Source organism: Pseudomonas sp. GV085, assembly GCF_003050925.1.
In the GTDB taxonomy this organism is placed as follows: domain Bacteria; phylum Pseudomonadota; class Gammaproteobacteria; order Pseudomonadales; family Pseudomonadaceae; genus Aquipseudomonas.
This window is the reverse complement of the sequence record NZ_QAOV01000012.1, coordinates 161,497-185,274: the sequence shown is the minus strand read 5'-3', so window position 1 is coordinate 185,274 and position 23,778 is coordinate 161,497. Positions and strand designations below refer to the sequence as shown.

Here is a 23,778-nt window from a genome sequence, read left to right as displayed (position 1 = left end):
CACCGCTATCGCTGGCAGGCTCGCTCCCACAAGGAAGTCATCGATTTCGGAGATTCCCATGAATTCCTCGACCTACCCTGCCGCCCAGCACGTCATGGTGCTCTACACCGGTGGCACCATCGGCATGCAGGCCAGCGCCCATGGCCTGGCCCCGGCGTCCGGTTTCGAAGCGCGGATGCGTGAGTATCTGCACAGCCAGCCTGAGCTGGTGGTGCCGCAATGGCGCTTTCGCGAAATGTCGCCGTTGATCGACAGCGCCAACATGACCCCGGCGTATTGGCAACAACTGCGCGAAGCGGTGGTCGACGCGGTGGATGTTCAGGGCTGCGACAGCGTGCTGATCCTGCATGGCACCGACACTCTGGCCTACAGCGCCGCCGCCATGAGTTTCCAGTTGCTCGGCCTGCATGCCCGCGTGTGCTTCACCGGTTCGATGCTGCCGGCCGGCGTCACCGACAGCGACGCCTGGGAAAACCTCGGCGGCGCGCTGGTTGCACTGGGCCAGGGCCTCGCGCCGGGCGTGCATCTGTATTTCCATGGCGAACTGCTTGACCCAACCCGTTGCGCGAAGGTACGCAGTTTTGGCCGGCATCCGTTCAAGCGCCTGGAGCGTCAGGGCGGTGGCGTGAAGGTGCCTTCTTTACCAACACAGCTGAATTACAACCAGCCCAAACAATTGGCGAACGTCGCGGTACTGCCGCTGTTCCCCGGCATCAGCGCCGAGGTGCTGGATGGTTTGCTCGACAGTGGCATTCAAGGCCTGGTGCTGGAGTGCTACGGCAGCGGCACCGGCCCGAGCGACAACCCCGGGTTTCTCGCCAGCCTTGGGCGCGCGCGGGACAACGGCGTGGTCGTGGTCGCGGTGACGCAGTGCCATGAAGGCGGTGTTGTACTGGACGTCTATGAAGCCGGCAGTCGCTTGCGCGGTGTGGGCGTGTTGTCCGGTGGCGGCATGACCCGTGAAGCGGCGTTCGGCAAGTTGCATGGGTTGTTGGGGGCGGGGCTTGAGACAGAAGAAGTCCGTCGACTTGTCGAACTCGACTTGTGCGGCGAGCTGAGCTGAATCAACACATAACCCTGTGGGAGCGGCGGTGCGACGATTCGACTTGCTCGCTCCCACCTTAAGATCCTCGCCCGGCATACAACTTGCTGCGTTCCAGCCATCCCAAGGCTGGAAGTCCTCATGCTCCACTCCCACCTCACCACGCTCAACGCAGTCTCCCTGGTACTCGATGCCTTCAAGGCACAAGGCTTGTCCAGCGAAGCGCTGCTGGCCGGCAGCGGCATAAGTGCGGCGGATCTGAACCGTGCCGACACGTGCATCACCACCAATCAGGAAATGCAGGTCTGTGCCAACGCCGTTGCCCTCAAACGTGACATCGGCCTGGAACTGGGCCGGCGGATGCACGTTTCCTGCTACGGCATGCTCGGTTACGCCCTGCTCACCAGTGCCACCTTCGGTGACGCTTTGCGTCTGGCGATGCGCTATCCGGCGCTGCTGGGAACACTTTTCGAGTTGAGCCTTGAAGACGATGGCGAGCGCATCTGGTTCGCCGCCGCCGATTACCGCGAGAGCCCCGCCATGGCGGTGTTCAACGCCGAATTCTGCCTGGTGTCGCTGAAAGTCACCTGCGACGACCTGCTCGGCCATCCCCTGCCTTTGCTCGGCGCCCGCTTTGAACACGCCGCCCCCGACTACGAAGCGACCTACGCCGAACACTTCAATTGCCCGGTGCACTTCGGCGCCCGCAACAATGCTTTTGCCTTCGACAAACGCTGGCTCGACCAGCCACTGCCGCTGGCCGATATCATCACCCACCAGGCCATGGCCGAACGCTGCCGCAAACAGAACATCGAGTTCACCGGACGCCAGGCCTGGCTGGGACGGATCCGCCAATTGCTCAGCGCGCAATTGAATGCGGCGCCGGGGTTGGAGGGGCTGGCCGAGCAAATGAACTGTTCGGCGCGGACCTTGCGCCGGCATCTCAAGGACATGGGTTGCAGCTATCAGGAACTGCTCGACGAACTGCGTTTCGAGCAGGCCAAGCAAATGCTTTGCGAGGATCAGTTGCCGATCTATCAGATCGCCGAGGCCCTGGGCTTCAGCGAGACCGCGAGTTTTCGGCATGCGTTTGTGCGCTGGAGCGGTGTGGCGCCGAGTCAGTTCCGCCCACAACACAGGCCTTGGTAGGAGCTGGCTTGCCAGCGAAGAGGACAGCACATCCGACGCATCTCTATCGGCTGAAATACCGCCTTCACTGGCAAGCCAGCTCCTACAGGGTGTGTATCCCATACACTGAACAGGGGCGAATTTCGGTCAAATGTTTTGGCCACATTAATCCCCTTTTGGCCTTTCCTGCCGTTCTCCTAAACCGTCTGCACCGCAAGACTGTGTTCAACCGAACCAGCCTGCGGAGAACAAGAAATGCTGACGATCTACTCGGATGATCACCACCTGCACCACGGCCGTTGTGAATTGATCGATGGCCAACTCAAGCCCTGCTTCGAAATGCCTTCCCGTGCCGACCACGTGCTGCAACGGGTGAAAAACCAGAACCTGGGCCCCGTCCAGGCACCGACGGATTTCGGCCTGGAGCCCATCGCGCGCATCCACAGCCGCGACTATCTGGATTTCTTCAAGGGCGCCTGGGCACGCTGGACCGAATTCAACACTGACGGTGACCTGCTGCCCTACACCTGGCCGGCCCGCACGTTACGCCAGGTCAAACCGACCAGCCTGCACGGCCAGCTCGGCTATTACAGCTTCGACGGCGGCGCCCCGATCACCGCCGGCACCTGGCAAGCGGCGTACAGCGCAGCGCAAGTCGCGCTCACCGCCCAAGCGGAAATCCAGCGCGGCGCCCGCTCTGCTTTCGCCCTGTGCCGTCCGCCGGGCCACCACGCCGCCGGCGACTTGATGGGTGGTTATTGCTACCTCAACAACGCCGCCATCGCCGCCCAGGCCTTCCTCGATCAGGGCCACAAGAAGGTCGCGATCCTCGACGTCGATTACCACCATGGCAACGGCACCCAGTCGATTTTCTACAAGCGCAGCGACGTGCTGTTCACATCGATTCACGGTCATCCGGAAGCCGAATTTCCGTTCTTCCTCGGTTATGACGATGAACTGGGCGAAGGCGCCGGTGAAGGTTTCAACTTCAACTACCCGTTGCCCGCCGGTTCAGGCTGGGACACCTGGAGCGCTGCGCTGGAACAGGCCTGCAAGGAGATCGAAAGCTACGGCGCCGACATCGTCGTCGTATCCCTGGGCGTCGATACCTTCAAGGACGATCCGATCTCGCAATTCAAGCTCGACAGCCCGGATTACCTGGCCATGGGCAAGCGCATCGCCAACCTCGGCGTACCGACGCTGTTCGTGATGGAAGGTGGTTATGCCGTCGAAGAAATCGGCATCAACGCCGTGAACGTTCTCGAAGGTTTTGAAAGCGCTTGTTGAGGAAGTAGAAGAATGAAAAGTCTTAAGCGTTTTATCGTGCCGACGCTGTGTGCCTCGGTACTCAGCGTTGCCGCCCACGCCGAAGAGCGAACATTGCGCGTCTACAACTGGTTCGACTACATCACGCCCAAGGCCCTGGAAGACTTCAAGGCGCAGAACACCCAGACCAAACTGGTCTACGACATCTTCGACACCAACGAAGCGCTGGAGGCCAAGCTGCTGACCGGCAACTCAGGCTATGACGTGGTGGTGCCGTCCAACGTGTTCCTCGCCAAGCAGATCGAAGCCGGCGTGTTCCAGCCGCTGGATCGCAGCAAGTTGCCGAACTGGAACCACCTCGATCCCAAGCTGATGAAGCTGATCGAGGCCAACGACCCGGGCAACAAGTTCGCCGTGCCGTACATGTACGGCACCATCCTGATCGGCTTCAACCCGGACAAGATCAAGGCCGTGCTCGGCGACAATGCACCGGTGGACAGCTGGGACCTGATCTTCAAGGAAGAGAACATCAGCAAGCTCAAGCAGTGCGGTGTCGCCCTGCTCGACTCGCCGTCGGAGATCCTGCCGCTGGCCCTGCAACACCTCGGTCTGGACCCCAACAGCAAGAAGCCTGCGGACTATGACAAGGCTGAAGCGCTGCTGATGAAGATCCGCCCGTACATCACCTACTTCCACTCGTCCAAGTACATGGCCGATATCGCCAACGGTGACATCTGCGTTGCGGTCGGATATTCCGGCAGCTTCTCGCAAGCCGCCAACCGCGCCAAAGAAGCCAGGAACGGGGTGGTCGTCGACATGCGTTTGCCGAAGGAAGGCGCGCCGATCTGGTTCGACATGCTGGCGATTCCGAAGGGTGCGAAAAACCCCGACGACGCTTACACCTTCGTCAACTACCTGCTGCAACCCCAGGTGATCGCGCCGGTCAGTGACTTCGTCGGCTACCCGAACCCGAACAAGGACGCCACGGAAATGGTCGACCCGGCGATCCGCAATAACCCGAACCTGTACCCGACCGACACGGCGATGAGCACGCTCTACACCCTGCAACCGCTGCCCCGCGATGCCGAACGTGCGCGGACCCGGGCCTGGACCAAGATCAAGTCCGGCACCTGATACCCGCTTCGCTCCCGCCGTCACCAGGACCTGCGCTCGCGCAGGTTTGTTTTTGCCTGCGGCACATCAGCGACCCGACGCGCTCGTTTCAAAGACAACGCCAGACCGTCCGTAGCCGCTCCAACGCAGCTTCGATAGCCTTTTCCGGCACTGCTGCAAACCCCAGAACCAACCCGGCACGCTGATCCATCGGGATCGTGGACTCGGGCAGCCAATAGCCACTCAAGCCATTGATCTCGACATCGACGCTACGTGCCAATTCAATCAACACCTGTTCTCGCTCAATGCTGTCGACCGACACTGTCATGTGCAACCCGGCGGCGACCGTGGGCAACTGGCCGACACCGGGAATGCCCCCCGGCCAGCCGCTGAGCAACGCATTACGCCGGCTCAGCGCCGCACGCCGCATGCGGCGGATATGCCGCTGGAAATGCCCGGCCGCCATGAACTCGGCCATTACGGCCTGGGTACTGACCTCGGAATGCCGTACGTCCACCGCCCGACGCTGGGCAAATGCCTGTACCAGCCCCGTCGGCAACACCAGGTAACCCAGGCGCAACGCCGGAAACGCCACTTTGCCGAACGTGCCGACGTAGAGCACCCGGCCATGCCGATCCAGTGCTGCCAAAGGTGCCAGTGGCGCACCGCTGTAGCGGTACTCGCCGTCGTAATCATCCTCGACGATCCAGCCCTGCGTGCGTTCGGCCCAGGCCAGCAACTCCAGACGACGAGCCAGGCTCATCACCACCCCGGTGGGGTACTGATGGGACGGGGTGACGTAGGTCAGACGGCAATCGCCCAGCTGTGCCAATTCACCGCAGTCGATACCCTCACTATCCACCGCCACCCCATGCAGCCGGGCACCTGCAACGGCGAATGCATGACCGGCCGCCCGATATCCCGGATTTTCAATCGCCACCCCGTCACCGGGCTCCACCAGCAGCTGTGCACAAAGGCTGATTCCCTGCTGTGCGCCACTGGTGATCACAATTTGTTCAGCCGTGCACTGCATGCCCCGCGAGCTGCGTAGATACGCCGCGATCATCCCCCGCAAGCGCGCATCGCCTGCCGGGTCGCCGTAGCACAGTTGCTGCAAATCCGGTTTGCGCCAGAAAGCCGCATTCAGCTTGGCCCAGACCTCGAACGGAAACAGATCGAACGCCGGAACACCGACCCGAAAAGCCCTGGGCGGACCACTGGGCGGCATGGGTAAATGGTTCTTTTCAACGCGGGACAAGGCGTCCCTGTGGGTAACTTTGCTGGATGAATCCACAGGTAAATCAAGCCAATTTGTGGATAAAGCTGTGGGTAAGCCTGTTGAAAACCCTGTGGATACTTTTGTGGATAGTTTTTTTGCCGGCAAGGTTGCCTGGGGTAATTGCGCGACGTAAGTCCCGTCGCCTACCCGCCCCTCGATAAACCCTTCAGCGTAAAGCTGATCGTAGGCGCGCACGACGCTGTTGCGGGAAATCGCCAGCGCGGCAGCCAGATCCCGACTGGCCGGCAGACGCGTGCCGCTGGCCAGTCGCCCGTCGAGCACCCGCATCCGTAATGCCTGATAGAGCTGCCGACTCAGCCCCTGGCGACGATCAAGCTCGATACCCGCCGGGTTGAAGGTCAAGGACAGTGGTTCGCTAGTCATCACAATGGACCTATGAAATTGGTCATTAATGGCTCTTACAACAGACCAATAGCCTGCCTAGGATGCAGACATTCGCCAAGGAAAATATCTCCATGTACACGCCACGTGCTTTTGCCATCGAAGAGTTGTCCCAACTGCATGAACTGATCCTCGCCACCCGTCTCGCCATATTGGTGACCCACGGTGAAAGCGGCCTGCAAGCCAGCCATGTACCGGTGCTGCTGCATTGCGAACAAGGCTCGAACGGCACGTTGTACGGGCATCTGGCCAAAGCCAATCCACAGTGGAAAGACCTGCGCGACGGCGCCGAAGCCCTGCTGATTTTTGCCGGTGCCGACGCCTACGTCAGCCCTGGCTTCTACCCGAGCAAGGCCGAACACGGCAAAGTCGTGCCAACCTGGAACTACGTCGCCGTACACGCCTATGGCCGAGCCGAAACCTTCAGCGATGGAGGGCGGCTGCTCGACATCGTCAGCACCCTCACCGATCGTCATGAAGCTGGCCGCGCCCAACCGTGGTCAGTGGCCGATGCCCCCGCCGATTACATCGACGGCATGCTCAAGGCCATCGTCGGTTTCGCCATTCCCATCGACCGTCTGGAAGGCAAGCGCAAGCTCAGCCAGAACCGCAGCCCCGCCGACATCGCCGGCGTGCGCGAAGGCCTGGCCGCCAGCCCCGACGTCAACGACCAAACCCTCGCCCAATTGATGCGCTAAGGAAATCACCATGAGTCAGATCGACATTCGTCAGGTCACCGCCGGTGATTACGCGGCCTGGTTGCCGCTGTGGCAAGCCTACTTGCGCTTCTACAACACCGAATTGCCGGAGGCCGTCACTCAAAGCACCTGGCAGCGCATGCTCGATACGAACGAGCCAACCCACGCCGCCCTCGCCTGGGCTGATGGCAAAGCGGTGGGCATGGTGCATTTCATCTACCATCGTTCGAACTGGGCCATCGAAAACGCCTGCTACCTGCAAGACTTGCTGGTGGCCCCGGAAACCCGCGGCACCGGCGTCGGCCGGCAACTGATCGAATTCGTCTACACCACGGCCAAGGCCGACGGCTGCAACAAGGTCCACTGGCTGACCCACGAAACCAACGCCACCGCGATCCAGCTCTACGAGCGCATCGCCGAACGCCCCGGTTTCATCCAGTTTCGCAAAGCCATCTAGGAGAACAGCATGTCGATTTCACTCGCCGACTGGAAAGGCGTCCCGGCACCCACCGCTCAACTGATCGAAGGGCGTTACATCCGCCTGGAAAAACTCGACCCGGCGCGCCACGGCGACGGCCTGTACAAAGTCCTGCAAGGCCCCGGCGCCGACCCGAAGCTGTGGGACTACCTGCCTTACGGCCCCTTCCCGGAGCGTAGCGTCTTCAACGACTGGCTGAACAACCATGCGGCCAACAGCGACCCGTATTTCTTCAGTGTGATCGACCGCGCCAGCGGCGAGGTCCAGGGCATCCTCAGCCTGATGTCCATCGTCCCGGCCCAGGGCCGCATCGAAATCGGCCACGTCACCTTCGGCGCGCCGATGCAGCGCTCGCCGAAAAGCACCGAGGCGGTTTACCTGCTGGCCAAGGAATCCTTTGCCCTGGGTTACCGTCGCCTGGAGTGGAAGTGCAATAACGCCAACGCCCGCTCCAAATACGCAGCCGAACGACTGGGCTTCAGTTTTGAGGGTGTGTTCCGCCAGCACATGGTGGTCAAGGGGCAGAACCGGGATACGGCGTGGTATTCGATTCTGGACTCGGAATGGCCAGCGATCGGGGCGGGGTTTGAGCGGTGGCTATCCGATGAGAACCAGACGGATTCGGGGCAGGTGAAAACGTTGGCGGAGTGCCGCACCTGATTCGGTAGCGCCTGGACGGACGCTATCGTCGGAGCGCCGCCCGGAGCAAGCTTTGCTCCTACGGGATATGGGCCGGACACACGATCTGTGGACGCCACCAAACCTGTAGGAGCATGGCTTGCCCCGCGATGCTTTTAGGCGAGTTTCTGGGCAAGCACCGCAATATGCTCCGGCCCGATCCCGCAGCAACCGCCCAAATGACTGGCGCCGCGTTCTTTCCAATCCGCCGCCCACTGCAAGTAACCCGGCGGATCAAGGTCTTCACGCAACGGGTCCAGACCGTCATTGGCCGTGGCCTCTTTCGGTTGCGGCGGGAAGGCATTGGCATAAGCGCCGATGTGAATCTTCACCCCTAAACGCTCGAAGGTTTCCCGCGCGGCATCAATCGCAGCACCGATTACTTCCGGCTGGCTGCAGTTGAACAGCAACGTTTCGACGCCCAACTCAGCCGCCACGGCGGCGGCTTCAGCCACCGGCTCGCCCGAACGCAAGCGCGGCACTTCGTCCGTGTCCTCATCCTTCAGGGTAAACGACAGCCAGAACGGCTTGCCGTCCGTTGGCAGACCGGCGTGGATCGCTCGCGCTTCAACGATCGAACTCTGGGTTTCTGCCAGCCACAGATCGACATGAGGTGCCAGACCCTTCACCAGCGGCGCCAACAATTCAGTCGCCCGACCAGCATCAAAAAGGTCCGGGCGATAGGACCCAAACAGCGGCGGCAATGAACCGGCCACACGCACCGCTTTGCCCGAAGCCTCTACCGCGCGCCGAGCCAGCTCACCGGCCAACGCCGCGAGCGCCTGCCCTTCTGCTGCAAAACGCTCTTCGCCAATGTGAAACGGCACCACCGCGTAACTGTTGCTGGTGATCACGTTCGCACCGCTTTCGATATAAGCCGAGTGCACCGCCTCTACCGCTTGCGGCGCTTCGCTCAAGGCCAGCGCCGACCACTCAGGCTGCCGGAACGGCGCGCCTCGGCGCTGTAACTCACGACCCATGCCGCCATCCAGAATCACTGTGCTTGCTGCGCCCATATGCCTTTCACTCATAAGCTTATGAAAATAACTCACTATCGGAGTCGTTCTTATAACTATTTAATACGCACCATCCGGTTAATGACAACCTCTTTTTTATCAGGAATCGACTGTGAAATTCCAACCACTCCTGGCCCTGGGCCTGACGATTCTGGCTGCCTCCACCCAAGCCTTTGGCGGCGCCACGCTGGATCGCGTCGAGCAAAAAAAAGAACTGGTGGGCGTGTTGATGGAAAGCTATCCACCCTTCTCGTTCCTCAATGATCAGAACCAGCTCGATGGCTTCGACGTCGACGTGGCCAAGGCCGTGGCAGACAAACTGGGCGTCAAACTGCGCCTCGAAACCCCGTCCTGGGACGTGATCGCTGCCGGCCGCTGGAGTGGGCGCTACGACATCTGCATCTGCTCCATGACCCCGAGCAAGGCCCGCGCCGAGGTCTTCGACTTCCCGGTCGAGTACTACGCCTCGCCAGCGGTGATCGTGGTCAACGCCAAGGACGACAGCATCCACAGCGCCAAGGACCTGAGCGGCAAGAAAGTCGGCCTCACCAGCGCCTCCAGCTATGAAAGCTACCTGAACAAAAACCTGGTGATCGAAGGCGCCGAAGACACCCAATTGCAGTACCCGTTCGAGGACGTGCAGATCGCCCCGTATGACACTGACAACGTGGCGTTCCAGGACCTCGGCCTGGGCGCTGGCGTGCGACTGGACGCGATCCTCACCAACCTTGTCACCGCCCAACCGCGCCTGACCGAAGACAAGCGCTTCAAGCTCGCCGGCGAGCCGCTGTACTCGGAGCCGAACTCGGTGGCCATTGAAAAAGGCGACGCCCAGTGGGACGCCAAAGTGCGTGACGTCTTCGCTCAGCTGAAACAGGACGGCACTCTGAGCAAGCTTTCGCAGAAATGGATCGGCGCCGACATCAGCAAATGACTTCTTTCCCCAAACCTCCTCAGCCGCCACAACCGGTGGCTGAGTCGCTGTTGCAACGGATCTTCGGTTTCCGCACGCGGCTGTTCCTGACCTGGGCAGCGATGTTCGGGTTATTCGCCAGCTTCTTCCTGAGCTTCGACCTGAAGTTCTCGATCATCCTCGACAAACTGCCGAACCTGATCGGTCTGCACCTGGCACCCAGCGGCTTTTTGCAGGGAGCGGCGCTGACGTTGTTCTTGTGCCTGTGCTCGATCGTGACCTCCTCGCTGCTGGGCTTCATCACCGCCCTGGCGCGGCTGTCGAAAAGCGCCGTGGCCTTCGGAATCGCGAGCTTCTATGCCTCGTTCTTTCGTGGCACACCGCTACTGATCCAGATCCTGCTGATCTACCTCGGCCTGCCACAACTCGGCATCGTCCCGGGCGCCATCGCCGCCGGCATCATCGCCCTGTCGCTGAACTACGGCGCGTACCTGAGCGAAATCTTCCGCGCCGGCATCCTCGGCGTCCCCCACGGCCAGCGCGAAGCATCCCTGGCCCTGGGCATGCGCGAAACCGTGATCTTCTGGCGAGTCACCTTGCCCCAGGCCATGCGCACCATCATCCCGCCAACCACCAACCAATTCATCTCGATGCTCAAAGACTCGTCGCTGATCTCGGTGATGGGGGTTTGGGAGGTGATGTTTCTGGCGCAATCGTATGGGCGCTCGAGCTATCGCTACATCGAGATGCTGACGACCGCAGCGGTGATTTATTGGGTGATGTCGATTGGATTGGAGCTGGTTCAGGCAAGGATGGAGCGTCACTACGGGAAGGCGTATTTGCATAACCGATGAGTTCACTTGATGCGTGGTGACGCCATAAAAACGACTCGGCTAACAACGCGAAAAAAAAGGGGAGCACATGCCCCCCCGAGGTTTAAAGCGTTGTTATCGCGGCTGTTAACTCAGCCTTCGATCTCGATCAGTATCTCGCCCGGGTTCACCCGGTCGCCCTTGGCCACATGAATGGCGGTGACTTTACCGGCGATGGCCGCCTGGACTTCGGTTTCCATCTTCATCGCTTCGGTGATCAACACGGCCTGGCCTGCCTTGACGGTGTCGCCCTCCTTGACCAGCACGTCGACGATGTTGCCCGGCATGGTGGTGCTGACGTGGCCCGGAGCAGAGGCTTGCTTGCGCTTGCTGCCACCACCACCGACGAATTCGTTGAGCGGCTCGAACACCACTTCTTCCGGCATGCCGTCGATGGACAGGTAGAAGTGACGCTTGCCTTCAGACTTGACGCCAACACCGGTGATGTCGACGCGGTAGGTTTCGCCGTGAACGTCGATGACGAACTCGGTTGGCACGCCTTCCCCACCAACAGAGGCGACGCCACCGGCTTCAGGAATCGGCAGCAACACTTCCGGTGTCAGGGTGCCCGCAGCACGCTCTTCGAGGAACTTGCGACCGATGTCCGGGAACATGGCGAAGGTCAGCACGTCTTCTTCAGACTTGGCCAGTGCGCCGATGTCGGCACGCAGTTTGGCCATTTCCGGCTTGAGCAGATCGGCCGGGCGAACGTCGATCACTTCTTCGCTGCCGATGGCCTGGCGACGCAGTTGTTCGTTCACGGTACCCGGCGCCTTGCCGTAGCCGCCTTGCAGGTACAGCTTCACTTCGTTGGTGATGGTCTTGTAGCGCTCGCCGGCCAGTACGTTGAAGAACGCCTGGGTGCCGACGATCTGCGAAGTCGGGGTCACCAGCGGCGGGAAGCCGAGGTCTTCACGAACCCGCGGGATTTCGGCCAGCACTTCACTCATGCGATTGAGTGCGCCCTGCTCTTTCAACTGGTTGGCCAGGTTGGAAATCATCCCGCCCGGTACCTGGTTGACTTGAACACGGGTGTCGACGGCGGTGAATTCGCTTTCGAACTGGTGGTACTTCTTGCGTACGGCGTAGAAGTACAGGCCGATTTCTTGCAGCAGTTCCAGATTCAGGCCGGTGTCGAACTCACTGCCTTTAAGGGCTGCGACCATCGACTCGGTGCCCGGGTGGCTGGTGCCCCAGGCGAAGCTGGAGATTGCGGTGTCGATGTGGTCGGCGCCGTTTTCGATCGCCTTGAGCTGGCACATCGCAGCCAGGCCAGCGGTGTCGTGGGAGTGAATGAACACTGGCAGCGACTGCTCGGCTTTCAATGCCCGGACCAGTTCGCCGGTGGCGTACGGGGTCAGCAGGCCGGCCATGTCCTTGATCGCCACCGAGTCGCAACCCATGGCTTCCATTTGCTTGGCCTGGTTCACGAAGGCCTCGATGGTGTGCACCGGGCTGGTGGTGTAGGCGATGGTGCCCTGGGCGTGTTTGCCGGCGGCTTTCACCGCTTCGATGGCCACGCGCAGGTTACGCACATCGTTCATGGCGTCGAAGATGCGGAACACGTCGATGCCGTTGACCGCGGCCTTGGCGACGAAGGCCTTGACCACGTCGTCGCTGTAGTGGCGGTAGCCCAGCAGGTTCTGGCCGCGCAGCAGCATTTGCAGGCGAGTGTTAGGCAGCGCGGCGCGCAGTTGGCGCAGACGCTCCCACGGGTCTTCTTTCAGGAAACGTACGCAGGCGTCGAACGTCGCGCCACCCCAGCATTCCAGCGACCAGTAGCCGACTTTGTCGAGCTTGTCGCAGATCGGCAGCATGTCTTCGGTGCGCATGCGGGTCGCCAGCAGCGATTGGTGAGCATCGCGCAGGATGGTGTCGGTTACATGAATCTTCTTGCTCATTGTTCTATTCCTCACAGGCCTGCGTGGGCGGCGATGGCGGCGGCGATGGCCAGGGCCAGCTCTTCGGGTTTGCGCTTGATCGAGTAGTTGGTCAGTTCAGGGTGGCTTTCAACGAAGCTGGTGTTGAACTGGCCGCTACGGAATTCCGGGTTACGCAGGATTTCCTGGTAGTACGCGGCGGTGGTCTTGACCCCTTGCAGACGCATGTCGTCCAGGGCGCGCAAGCCGCGGTCCATCGCCTCTTCCCAGGTCAGCGCCCACACCACCAGTTTCAGGCACATCGAGTCGTAGTACGGCGGGATGGTGTAGCCGGTGTAGATCGCCGTGTCGGTGCGCACGCCAGGGCCGCCGGGAGCATAGTAACGGGTGATCTTGCCGAAGCTCGGCAGGAAGTTGTTCTTCGGATCTTCGGCGTTGATCCGGAATTGCAGGGCGAAACCGCGGTGCTGGATGTCTTCCTGTTTCACCGAAAGCGGCAGGCCGGAGGCAATGCGAATCTGCTCACGGACAATGTCGATACCGGTGATTTCTTCGGTGATGGTGTGTTCCACCTGCACCCGGGTGTTCATCTCCATGAAGTACACCTCGCCCTCGGCGAGCAGGAACTCCACGGTGCCGGCGTTCTCGTATCCCACGGCCTTGGCTGCGCGCACCGACAGGTCGCCGATGTAGGCGCGCTGTTCCGGGGTCAGTTGCGGGCTCGGGGCGATCTCGATCAGCTTCTGGTTGCGGCGCTGGATCGAGCAGTCACGCTCGAACAGGTGCACCACGTTGCCGAAGCTGTCGCCAAGAATCTGCGCTTCGATGTGTTTCGGATTGACGATGCATTTTTCCAGGAACACTTCCGCCGAACCAAACGCCTTGGTGGCTTCGGAAATGACCCGTGGGAAAGCCTGTTCGAGTTCTTCGCGGCTGTTGCAGCGACGAATGCCGCGACCGCCACCACCGGACGTGGCCTTGAGCATCACCGGGTAACCGATGCGATCGCCTTCGGTCAGGGCTTCTTCGATGCCCGACACGTTGCCTTCAGTGCCCGGGGTCACCGGTACGCCGGCCTTGATCATGCTGCGGCGAGCTTCGGTCTTGTCGCCCATGCGGCGAATGACTTCAGCCGATGGGCCGATGAATTTGATCCCGCGTTCGGCGCAGATTTCCGCCAGCTCGGCGTTTTCCGAAAGGAAGCCATAGCCGGGGTGCAGTGCATCGCAACCGGTTTCTACAGCCAGGTTCACCAGCTTGCGCGGGTTCAGGTAACCGGCCAGTGGCTCGGCACCAATGCTATGGGCCTCGTCCGCACGCTTCACATGCAAGGCATGGCGGTCGGCGTCGGAATAGATCGCGACCGAACGAATGCCCATCTCGGCGCAGGCACGTACGATTCGTACGGCAATCTCACCACGGTTGGCGATCAGGATCTTTGTTATCACTTGGAGGTTCCCTTGAGCCGGTGTACCCACGACCTGCTAGATCAGGCCGACGAGTGACCAAATGTTTCAATTTGGTCGCAGGTCCACACTAGCGCCCACAAGGGATTAACAAAAATGAATAAAAATTGGGTCGTGCATAAGTAAAGACTTATAGTTGATGCACCAGCCAACGACGAGAGCAACGATAAAATGCGTAAGTCATTGATGCGTATGACTTTGCGTCAATTGCAGATCTTCAACGAGGTCTGTGATTTGCGCTCCTACAGCCGCGCAGCCGACGAAATGTCGCTCACACAACCTGCCGTCAGCCTGCAGATTCGTCAACTTGAAGAGCTGATTGGCCAGCCTTTGTTCGATTACGTCGGCAAAAAACTCTACATGACCGAGGCAGCTGAAGCGTTACAGCGGGCCAGCCGGGATATTTTCGGACGCCTGGAAAACCTCGACATGCAGCTGTCGGACATGCAGGGCTCGTTGCAGGGGCAATTGAAGCTGGCGATTGAGTCCAGCGCCAAATATTTCGTGCCGCACTTGTTTGCCGCATTCAAACGCCAGCACCCGGAAGTGAACCTGCAACTGACGGTGGTCAATCGCGGCCAGGTGATCCGGCGCCTGTCGGACAACCGCGACGACCTGGTGATCATGTCCATGGTGCCGCAGGACATGGGCCTGGAATTCCTGCCGTTCCTGAACAACCCGATCGTCGCCGTGGCGCCACCGGATCACCCGCTGTGTCATATGGGGCCGCTGCGCTTGCAGGATCTCGAGCCCTACACACTGCTGCTGCGTGAGCCAGGCTCCGGGACGCGGCTTGCGTGCGAAGAATACTTCAAAGAGAAGCGCGTGCACTTCAACCAGACTCAGGAAGTCTCGTCTGCCGAAGCTCAGCGCGAATGTGTACTGGCAGGCCTGGGCGTTGCGCTGTTGACGCGCCACGCCCTGAGCCTTGAACTGGCAACCGGCGGGCTGATCGAGCTACCGGTCGAAGAGCTGCCACTGTTTCGCAGTTGGTGCCTGGTGCAGGCCAAGGCGAAACGCCTGTCACCGGTGGCTCACGCCTTCCTGGCGTTTATCCGTAGTGAGCGGATTCAAATCAGCGCACTGGCTGAGCGTTTCGACGGGAAGTCGAGGCAGATGCCTGCCAGAAATTGAGTTCCAACTCCGGAAAATCGCCGATTTCGGCCAGAAGCTGACGGCGTTCGCAGCGATCTTCGATGGCGCGACGGAATTCCATGCGGCGCTGATCTTCTTGCTGGCGACGGGTTCTGACAGCGCTGTTGCGTTCTTCGTAGGGCATGGCCATTTCGAGTCTCCCAAGGCGAGTACGGGAGTTTCAAGATAGGCGCGGGGGATGACGGTTTGGCGGCTCGGGGGTTACAGACTGATGAAAATTGCGTCGTATTCGAGGACGCCATCGCGAGCAGGCTCGCTCCCACAGGAGATCGCGGTCAAAGGTGGGAGCGAGCCTGCTCGCGATTAAGGTCGGAACGACCTTACGACGACGTCAGTCGTCCAGCGCTTTCACCGACTTGGGCGACAACCGCAAGCTGCGCAGGCTGCGCTTGACGCTCTTGAGGTGGTTGACCAGGCTCGGGCCACGGGCCATGGCTACGCCCATCGCCAGCACGTCGATCACCACCAGGTGGGCGATACGCGAAGTCAGCGGCGTATAGATTTCGGTGTCTTCATGCACATCGATAGCCAGATTGACCGTAGACAGCTCGGCCAACGGTGTCTGGCTCGGGCACAAGGTGATCAACGAGGCACCGCTTTCACGCACCAGGTTGGCGGTGATCAACAGGTCCTTGGAGCGCCCGGATTGGGAAATGCAGATCGCCACGTCGGTTGGCTTGAGCGTTACGGCCGACATCGCCTGCATGTGCGGGTCGGAATACGCCGCAGCGGTGAGCAGCAAGCGGAAGAACTTGTGCTGGGCGTCCGCCGCGACCGCACCCGAGGCGCCGAAGCCGTAGAACTCGACACGCTGGGCCTGGGACATCAGTGTCACTGCCCGCTGCAACTCCAGCGGATCGAGTTTCTCGCGAACCTCCATCAGCGTATGCAGGGTGGTGTCGAAAATTTTCAGGCTGTAGTCGGCGACCGAATCATCCTCATGGATCGCAAACTGGCCGAAACTCGCACCTGCCGCCAGGCTCTGGGCCAGCTTGAGTTTCAGGTCCTGAAACCCGGAACAACCGATGGCGCGGCAGAAGCGCACGATGGTCGGCTCGCTGATGCCCACGCTGTGGGCCAGGTCGGCCATGGAGCTGTGCATCACGGCCGCAGGATCAAGCAGCACGTGGTCGGCGACCTTGAGCTCCGACTTGCGTAACAGGTGGCGAGACTGGGCGATGTGTTGCAGCAGATTCAAGGGGCTGGACTCTTTGTTATTGGCAGGTGCCGGGGATGTAGCACGCTTGTAGTTATACTACATGAATCGGCTTTTTGCCTGCTCAATGCGTTACCGAATCCCTCGATTTCACGTGCCCGCGCTTCATGTAGCACTGATGCCCTGGTCGCAAGGCTTTACGTCGCCCCACAAAACCCGACGGGAATCAGCCCATTCAATTCGAACATTGCTCTCGCAACAGGATCGCCAGCGCCTGCGACTCGATGGGCCGGCTGATCAAATAGCCCTGCACTTCATCGCAGCGCTCGGCTTTCAGGAACTCAAGCTGTTCTTCCCGCTCCACCCCTTCCGCCACGACCTTCAGCTTCAGGCCGTGAGCCATGGCAATGATCGCCCGGGTGATCGCCGCATCCTCGGTGCCCTCTCCCAACCCGCGGATAAAGGCTTGGTCGATCTTCACGTAATCCACCGGGATACGCTTGAGGTAGCTCAGGGAGGAGTAGCCAGTGCCAAAATCATCAATGGCCAGTTTCACCCCGAGATCACGCAACTGCTGGAAGGTGGCGATGATGTGCTCGACGCTGTCCAGCAACTGGCTTTCAGTGAGCTCCAGCTCCAGGAGATGCGGTGCCAGCCCGGTTTCTTCCAGCACCTGCCGCACCAGGCTGACCAATTTGCCCTGGCGCAATTGATGCACTGACAAGTTGACCGACACCCGAATCGCCTCAAGCCCCTCCCGCTGCCACTCACAGGCTTGCCAGCAGGCCTGACGCAGCACGAACTCACCGATCGGGCCGATCAATCCGGTTTCTTCAGCCAGGCCGATGAAGTCCCCCGGCGGCACACGGCCCATGGTCGGATGATCCCAGCGCACCAACGCCTCGGCGGCATTGAGCTTGCCCGTGGCAAGGCACAGCTTGGGTTGGTAAAAGACCTTCAACTGTTGTTCTTCGACGGCCTTGCGCAAATGGTTTTCCAGCTGTAACCGCTCCAGCGTGCTGGCTTGCAAACTGTCGGTATAAAACTGGAAATTATTACCACCCAGGTGTTTGGCGTGCTGCATGGCCATGTTCGACTGACTGACCAATGCAGAAATTTCCCGGGCGCTGTCCGGCAACAAGCTGATGCCCATCGACACGCTGACCACCAGTTCATGCCCCTCAATCGTCACCGGCAAACGCAGCTTGCTCGCCAGGCGAGTCGCCACCCGGGCCAGGCTCGAAAGGTTGCCGTAAGAGTTGAACAGCACGGCAAACTCATCACCGGAAAGGCGCGCGATGGTGTCTGCTTCAGGCAATGCATTCACCAGCCGCCGGGATATTTTCTGCAGCAACTGATCGGCGACTTCATGCCCCAGGCTGTCGTTGAGTTGCTTGAATCGATCGAGATTGATGTGCAGCAATGCCAGGCTGCGATAACCGCCCTGCCTCACTCGTTGATGAGCCTCACTGAGTCGCTCGCGGAACATCGAACGATTGGCCAGACCGGTAAGTTCGTCGTAATGGGTCAGATAGCGCATTCGCTCTTCGGATTCTCGACGGGCTGAGAGATCGGCGAAAAAGCCCACAATATGGCTGACATTTCCCCGAGTATCACGCACAGCATTCAGTTGCAGCCATTGCGGATACATCTCGCCGTTCTTGCGGGTTTCCACCAATTCGCCCTGCCAGTTGCCTTGCTGCTCCAGCGCCTGATGTATTGCGGCGTAATGCCGACGCGCATCGCGACTACATGGCAGCTCAATGACATTGCGTCCGATCATGTCCTCGATGTCATAGCCGGTCACCCGACTGAAGGCTTGATTGATCGCGATCAGGGCGTAGTTCGGATCGAAAATCACGATCCCTTCGCTGGCCGCCTCGAACACGGTCGCCGCCAGTTGCAGCTGCTCTTCCAGGCCTTTGCTGACGCTGATGTCGCGGCGAGTGCCGACCATGCGAATCACCCGGCCGTTTTTGGCACGCTCGACCGCCCGCCCGCGGTCCTCGATCCAGACCCAGTGGCCGTCGCCATGCCGCACGCGATACTCGATTTGATAGTCCTCGGTGCGGCCCTTCAAATGCTCGACCAGCGCCCTTTTCAGCGCAGGAAGATCCTCGGGATGAAGGCGCGGCTTGAGGTGACGCAGTATTGCCGTGACCTGTTCAGGCTCCAGGCCGAACAATTCCTGAATCTGCGTGTGATGGACTTCGTCAGTTTGCAGATTCCAGTCCCACAACCCCAACTCGCTGGCCTTCAATGCCAGCGCCAGACGCGCCTCACTCTTGCTCAGCGCCTGGTTGGCGGCGTCCAGTTCCAGACTGCGCTGAGCGACACGGTTTTCCAGGTCGATCTGGATTTCTCGCAATTCGGTTTCGGCACGCCGACGCTGTTCAATCTCCTTGGCCAACTTCTGATTGAGCTGATCACTGCAGCTTTGTGCCTGCTGCAGATGCTCGATCAGTGCCTGATTCTGAAAGCGTCGCATCAAGCCCCGATCGATCAATCGATTGACTTGCCAGGCAACCACGCTCAATGCACCGAGCAGGATCAGCCCGAACCAGCCCCAACCTTGCTGCTGTTCGTCAGCCCCCCAAAACATATAGGCGATGGCCGGCAACAGGCAGGGCAAGGTAAATGACAGAAATGCCGGCAAACTGACCGCATAAGCAACACTGGCCGAGAGCGCTGCGGCACCGATGAGGCCGAAGACCCAGGCTTGCTGAATGAAGTTATCGGCGGGAACCAGGGCGATGCCGGCACCCGCCAGGGTCAGGCCCGTGAGGCCGGAGCCCAGCAAAAACATCCGTCGCCAAATGGGATGGGCCTGACGGTTGGGAATGGCCGAATCGAAGGCTGCGACCTGAATCACTCGCAATGCCACCAAAGACAACAACCACACTAGCCATACGCTGACCAGGAAATAGCGCTGCGGGCTCCAGAGCAAACCGGCACAGACCAGGCCATTGATCAGCATGAACAACGTGGGCAGCAGCGAGCCCTGATACAACAGGCGCGTGCGTTCGACCGCCATTTCCATGGCGTACTGCTTACGGATGGCCCTGGGCTCCACGATAGGGCCCGACAGGTCGAAGCTGAGGGTCATAGGCAATGTTCTTGTTCTTATAATGATGAGCATGGGCCCGAAACTGCTCGGAGCATACACAAGCAATGGCCCGGACCAAACTGCTGCCGATCAATAAATGGCCAAATTTTTTCAGCCGCCGACACCCCTGAAAACGCTGTGGACACGCCCCGCCAACGCCTGCAGCCCATGACCGACCGGTCGTCCTTCACTTAACTTTCATCGGCTAAAGCGAAGCGGGGTTTGCCCGGTGTGTCGCCGCCCCCTAGAATGCCCTGATGCGCGATGATCTCTCCCTTCTGCTGAACTCCCTCAACGATGCCCAACGCCAGGCTGTAGCAGCCCCCGTGGGTCGTCAGTTGGTCCTGGCCGGTGCTGGTTCCGGTAAAACCCGAGTGCTGGTGCACCGTATCGCCTGGTTGATCCAGGTCGAAAACGCCTCGCCCCACTCCATCCTGTCGGTGACCTTCACCAACAAGGCCGCTGCCGAGATGCGCCAGCGCATCGAGCAGCTGATGGGTATCAACCCGGCCGGCATGTGGGTCGGCACCTTCCACGGCCTGGCGCACCGCTTGTTGCGGGCGCACTGGCAGGAAGCGGGCTTAAGCCAGACGTTCCAGATTCTCGACAGCGACGACCAGCAACGGCTGGTCAAGCGGGTGATCCGCGAGCTAGGTCTGGACGAACAGCGCTGGCCGGCCCGTCAGGCCCAGTGGTTCATCAACGGGCAGAAAGACGAAGGCCTGCGTCCGCAACACATTCAAGCCAGCGGCGACCTGTTCCTGGCGACCATGCGCGGCATTTATGAAGCCTACGAGGCCGCTTGCCTGCGCGCAGGCGTTATCGACTTCTCCGAACTACTGCTGCGTGCTCTCGACCTATGGCGCGATCATCCGGGGCTGCTGGCGCACTATCAGAAGCGCTTCCGGCACATTCTGGTGGACGAGTTCCAGGATACCAACGCCGTGCAATACGCCTGGTTGCGCCTGCTGGCCAAGGGCGGCGACAGCCTGATGGTGGTGGGCGACGATGACCAGTCGATCTACGGCTGGCGCGGCGCGAAAATCGAGAACATCTACCAGTATTCCGAAGACTTCCCGGACGCCGAAACCATTCGCCTGGAGCAAAACTATCGCTCCACCGCGGGTATCCTGAAGGCTGCCAACGCCTTGATCGCCAACAACACCGGGCGCCTGGGCAAAGAACTCTGGACCGATGGCGGCGAAGGCGAAGCGATCAATTTGTACGCCGCGTTCAACGAACATGACGAAGCCCGCTACGTTGTCGAAACCATCGAAAGTGCGCTGAAAACCGGCTTGTCTCGCAGCGATATCGCGATTTTGTATCGCTCCAACGCCCAATCGCGGGTTCTGGAAGAAGCTTTGCTGCGCGAGCGCATCCCATACCGTATCTATGGCGGTCAACGCTTCTTCGAACGCGCCGAAATCAAGAACGCCATGGCTTACCTGCGGTTGCTCGAAGGACGGGGCAACGACGCCGCGCTGGAACGGGTCATCAACGTGCCGGCCCGTGGTATCGGCGAAAAAACCGTCGAAGCGATCCGCGACCATGCGCGCCACAGCGACGTGTCGATGTGGGAAGCGATGCGCCAACTGGTGGCCAACAAAGGCCTGACCGGTCGCGCGGCCGGCGCCCTTGGCGCGTTTATCGAGCTGATCGAGAACCTCTCCGCCAAGTGCATGGATATGCCGCTGCACCTGATGACCCAGACCGTCATCGAGCAGTCGGGGCTGATCGCCTATCACGAAGCGGAAAAAGGCGAGAAAGGCCAGGCCCGGGTAGAAAACCTTGAGGAACTGGTCAGCGCCGCGCGCAACTTCGAAAACAGCGAAGAAGACGAAGACCTGACGCCATTGGCAGCGTTCCTCGGTCACGCGTCGCTGGAGGCTGGCGATACCCAGGCCGACGAGCACGAAGACAGCATTCAACTGATGACCCTGCACAGCGCCAAAGGCCTGGAGTTCCCTTACGTGTTCCTGGTGGGCATGGAAGAAGGCCTGTTCCCGCACAAGATGAGCCTGGAAGAACCCGGCCGCCTTGAGGAAGAGCGTCGCCTGGCCTACGTCGGCATCACCCGGGCCATGCAGAATCTGGTGATGACCTTTGCCGAAACCCGACGCCTTTATGGCAGCGAGACCTACAACAAAGTGTCGCGCTTCGTACGCGAGGTTCCGAAAGGCCTGATTCAGGAAGTGCGGCTGTCCAACAGCGTCAGCCGTCCGTTTGGTGGCAACCAGTCGATGAGTGGCAGCAACCTGTTCAGCGGCAGCGAGATTCCGCAGACCGGCTTCAGCCTTGGCCAGACCGTACGTCACTCCATCTTCGGTGACGGCGTGATCCTGAACTTCGAAGGTGCCGGGGCTCAGGCCCGGGTGCAGGTGAACTTCAGCGAAGGCAGCAAGTGGCTGATGTTGGGTTACGCCAAGCTGGAAGCCGTTTAAAGACATACTGGATGCTTTTCTGTGGGAGCGAGCCTGCTCGCGATGGCAACACTTCGGTACTTCAGAAATACCGCATCATCGTTCATCGCGAGCAGGCTCGCTCCCACAGGTTGATCTGACCAAAGGCGCTAAAAAATGGGCTCAGGTTTCTTTTCTTCCTGGACATTCTGGGCCCTGTTATCGGCGGCATTCGCGGCAATGACCGCCATTTTCGCGAAACTTGGCATCGAAAACGTCAATTCCGACTTCGCCACCCTGCTACGTACGATAGTGGTGTTGGTCAGCCTGGCCTTGATTTTGTACGCCACGGGCCAATATCAGTCATTGGGATCGATCTCTGCAAAGAGCTACCTGTTCCTGCTGTTGTCGGGCCTTGCCACCGGTGCATCGTGGATCTGCTATTTCCGCGCACTCAAGGTCGGTCCGGCGTCACTGGTTGCCCCAGTGGACAAACTCAGCGTGGTACTGGTGGCTGTTCTTGGCGTTGTCCTGCTGGGTGAAAAACTCGACCTGCGCCAATGGGGCGGAATCGGCCTGATCACGGCCGGGGTTGTCATGCTTGCCCTGCGACGCTAGGCGACCGTCCTACAAACCCTATCCACTCATCTGACATATCAAAGTCAAAAGGCCCTATTGCACTGACTGAAGCTGAACACGACCTGTCAGGCAAAAGCCCGAAACACTCTGCCGCTAGCCAGTAACACTTCAGCTGTGCAACATGGCGCGCGTGCCTTCCACAAATGGGAATTCCCTTTATGAAACGTTTTCTTAGCATCGCCATGGCGTTGTGCATCGGCCTGACGATGAGTCTCGACGCCAATGCCGCCAAGCGCTTCGGTGGTGGTAAAAGCGCCGGCGCTGCGCCGACGCACCAGACCAGCCAGATGGCTCCTTCTTCTCCAGGCATGGGCGGCGCCGCGGCGACCGCGGGTGCTGCCGGTGCCGCTGGCGCCGCCGCCAAGGCCGGTGGCGCCTCGCGCTGGCTCGGCCCTCTGGCCGGTATCGCGGCCGGTGGCCTGCTGGCCTCCATGTTCATGGGTGACGGCTTCCAGGGCATGCAGATCTTCGACATCCTGATCATGGCGGTTATCGCGTTCCTGGTCTTCCGCTTCATCGCCGCCCGTCGTCGCAAGCAGCAGGAGCAATACGCTCCGGCCGGTCATGCGCCAATGCAACGTGAAGCGTTCGAGCAGAAGCCTGCCGGCGGTTCGATCTTCGGTGGTTCGGCTGCGCCTGTTGCCGCTCGCCCAGTGATCAATGCTCCAGCCTGGTTCAACGAAAGAAACTTCGTCGAAGCGGCTCGCAATCACTTCCAGTCCCTGCAACAGCACTGGGACGCCAACGAAATGGACAAGATCGCCGAGTTCGTGACCCCGCAAATGCTGGAGTTCCTCAAGCGTGAGCGTGCTGACCTGGGTGACGGTTTCCAGTCCACCTACATTGATGACCTCAATGTACAACTGGACGGCGTGGACGATCGCGCCGACAAGACCATTGCCACCCTGACCTTCACTGGCGTGTCGAAAACCTCGCGTTTCGACCAGGGCGAAGTCTTCAGCGAAAGCTGGAACATGGAACGTGCACAAGGCGAAAACCAGCCTTGGCTGGTGGCCGGTATCCGCCAGAACGGCTGATACCACGCAGAACTTCACCTGCTGTAAACAAAACCCCGGCTCAGGCCGGGGTTTT

General features: G+C 60.3%; 20 protein-coding genes. 13 read left to right on the top strand and 7 right to left on the bottom strand.

Going from position 1 to position 23,778, the window contains the following annotated elements; genetic code table 11:
• Positions 1-58 precede the first annotated feature (58 nt).
• The 4 genes from C8K63_RS23490 to C8K63_RS23475 all read left to right on the top strand — a co-directional run bounded on the left by C8K63_RS23490 (position 59) and on the right by C8K63_RS23475 (position 4,570).
• A complete protein-coding gene (locus C8K63_RS23490; protein WP_108218853.1) occupies positions 59-1,063 on the top strand; it encodes an asparaginase in 1,005 nt (334 codons plus the stop codon).
• 120 nt (positions 1,064-1,183) lie between these two features.
• Complete coding sequence (locus C8K63_RS23485; protein ID WP_108218852.1) at positions 1,184-2,191, top strand: AraC family transcriptional regulator; 1,008 nt, start codon at positions 1,184-1,186, stop codon at positions 2,189-2,191.
• A gap of 234 nt (positions 2,192-2,425) precedes the next feature.
• Positions 2,426-3,457 carry a histone deacetylase family protein gene (locus C8K63_RS23480; RefSeq protein WP_108218851.1) on the top strand — a complete coding sequence of 344 codons (1,032 nt, stop codon included), beginning with the start codon at positions 2,426-2,428 and terminating at the stop codon, positions 3,455-3,457.
• 12 nt (positions 3,458-3,469) lie between these two features.
• Positions 3,470-4,570 (top strand): polyamine ABC transporter substrate-binding protein, encoded by a 1,101-nt coding sequence (locus C8K63_RS23475; protein WP_108218850.1) that lies wholly within the window; start codon positions 3,470-3,472, stop codon positions 4,568-4,570.
• An 88-nt stretch (positions 4,571-4,658) separates the two neighbouring features.
• Here the strand turns inward: C8K63_RS23475 and C8K63_RS23470 are convergent, their stop codons facing one another.
• A complete protein-coding gene (locus tag C8K63_RS23470) occupies positions 4,659-6,212 on the bottom strand; it encodes a PLP-dependent aminotransferase family protein (protein WP_108218849.1) in 1,554 nt (517 codons plus the stop codon).
• Between the two features lie 92 nt (positions 6,213-6,304).
• On the opposite strand from C8K63_RS23470, the gene C8K63_RS23465 reads away from it, so the two are divergent.
• Genes C8K63_RS23465 through C8K63_RS23455 form a run of 3 tightly spaced genes read left to right on the top strand, consistent with a single transcriptional unit; the run spans position 6,305 to position 8,066 of the window.
• On the top strand, positions 6,305-6,928 hold the full coding sequence (locus tag C8K63_RS23465) for an FMN-binding negative transcriptional regulator (protein ID WP_108218848.1): 624 nt from the start codon (positions 6,305-6,307) through the stop codon (positions 6,926-6,928).
• Between the two features lie 10 nt (positions 6,929-6,938).
• The gene (locus tag C8K63_RS23460; protein ID WP_108218847.1) at positions 6,939-7,385 is read left to right on the top strand and encodes a GNAT family N-acetyltransferase; all 447 of its coding nucleotides are present in this window, start codon (positions 6,939-6,941) and stop codon (positions 7,383-7,385) included.
• 9 nt (positions 7,386-7,394) lie between these two features.
• A complete protein-coding gene (locus C8K63_RS23455; RefSeq protein ID WP_108218846.1) occupies positions 7,395-8,066 on the top strand; it encodes a GNAT family N-acetyltransferase in 672 nt (223 codons plus the stop codon).
• Positions 8,067-8,200: 134 nt separating this feature from the next.
• Here C8K63_RS23455 and C8K63_RS23450 read toward each other — a convergent pair whose 3' ends face one another.
• Entirely contained in the window at positions 8,201-9,100 is a 900-nt protein-coding gene (locus C8K63_RS23450) for a homocysteine S-methyltransferase family protein (protein WP_108218845.1), read from the bottom strand.
• 112 nt (positions 9,101-9,212) lie between these two features.
• Between C8K63_RS23450 and C8K63_RS23445 the strand changes: the two genes are divergently transcribed.
• Both C8K63_RS23445 and C8K63_RS23440 read left to right on the top strand, forming a co-directional pair.
• Positions 9,213-10,034, top strand: coding sequence for an ABC transporter substrate-binding protein (locus tag C8K63_RS23445; RefSeq protein ID WP_108218844.1), 822 nt, complete (start codon positions 9,213-9,215; stop codon positions 10,032-10,034).
• Positions 10,031-10,867: an amino acid ABC transporter permease gene (locus C8K63_RS23440; protein WP_108218843.1), complete on the top strand. Its 837-nt coding sequence runs from the start codon at positions 10,031-10,033 to the stop codon at positions 10,865-10,867. Before C8K63_RS23445 ends, C8K63_RS23440 begins: the two co-directional genes overlap by 4 nt.
• 110 nt (positions 10,868-10,977) lie before the next feature.
• Here C8K63_RS23440 and oadA read toward each other — a convergent pair whose 3' ends face one another.
• Entirely contained in the window at positions 10,978-12,786 is a 1,809-nt protein-coding gene (gene oadA, locus C8K63_RS23435) for a sodium-extruding oxaloacetate decarboxylase subunit alpha (protein WP_108218842.1), read from the bottom strand.
• Positions 12,787-12,797: 11 nt separating this feature from the next.
• Positions 12,798-14,213 (bottom strand): acetyl-CoA carboxylase biotin carboxylase subunit, encoded by a 1,416-nt coding sequence (locus C8K63_RS23430; RefSeq protein ID WP_046038868.1) that lies wholly within the window; start codon positions 14,211-14,213, stop codon positions 12,798-12,800.
• A 189-nt stretch (positions 14,214-14,402) separates the two neighbouring features.
• Between C8K63_RS23430 and C8K63_RS23425 the strand changes: the two genes are divergently transcribed.
• On the top strand, positions 14,403-15,365 hold the full coding sequence (locus C8K63_RS23425; RefSeq protein ID WP_108218841.1) for a LysR family transcriptional regulator: 963 nt from the start codon (positions 14,403-14,405) through the stop codon (positions 15,363-15,365).
• Here C8K63_RS23425 and C8K63_RS23420 read toward each other — a convergent pair.
• The 3 genes from C8K63_RS23420 to C8K63_RS23410 all read right to left on the bottom strand — a co-directional run bounded on the left by C8K63_RS23420 (position 15,307) and on the right by C8K63_RS23410 (position 19,648).
• Positions 15,307-15,516, bottom strand: coding sequence for a PA3496 family putative envelope integrity protein (locus C8K63_RS23420; protein ID WP_108218840.1), 210 nt, complete (start codon positions 15,514-15,516; stop codon positions 15,307-15,309). The two genes, C8K63_RS23425 and C8K63_RS23420, sit on opposite strands and share 59 nt — an antisense overlap.
• 201 nt (positions 15,517-15,717) lie before the next feature.
• Complete coding sequence (gene hexR, locus C8K63_RS23415; RefSeq protein WP_007954250.1) at positions 15,718-16,584, bottom strand: transcriptional regulator HexR; 867 nt, start codon at positions 16,582-16,584, stop codon at positions 15,718-15,720.
• 193 nt (positions 16,585-16,777) lie between these two features.
• Positions 16,778-19,648, bottom strand: coding sequence for an EAL domain-containing protein (locus tag C8K63_RS23410; protein ID WP_108218839.1), 2,871 nt, complete (start codon positions 19,646-19,648; stop codon positions 16,778-16,780).
• A 257-nt stretch (positions 19,649-19,905) separates the two neighbouring features.
• Between C8K63_RS23410 and uvrD the strand changes: the two genes are divergently transcribed.
• From uvrD to C8K63_RS23395, 3 genes are all read left to right on the top strand, one after another.
• On the top strand, positions 19,906-22,089 hold the full coding sequence (uvrD, locus tag C8K63_RS23405) for a DNA helicase II (protein ID WP_108218838.1): 2,184 nt from the start codon (positions 19,906-19,908) through the stop codon (positions 22,087-22,089).
• Positions 22,090-22,224: 135 nt separating this feature from the next.
• A complete protein-coding gene (locus C8K63_RS23400) occupies positions 22,225-22,665 on the top strand; it encodes an EamA family transporter (protein WP_108218837.1) in 441 nt (146 codons plus the stop codon).
• Positions 22,666-22,844: 179 nt separating this feature from the next.
• Positions 22,845-23,723 carry a Tim44 domain-containing protein gene (locus tag C8K63_RS23395; RefSeq protein ID WP_108218836.1) on the top strand — a complete coding sequence of 293 codons (879 nt, stop codon included), beginning with the start codon at positions 22,845-22,847 and terminating at the stop codon, positions 23,721-23,723.
• Positions 23,724-23,778: the final 55 nt, after the last annotated feature.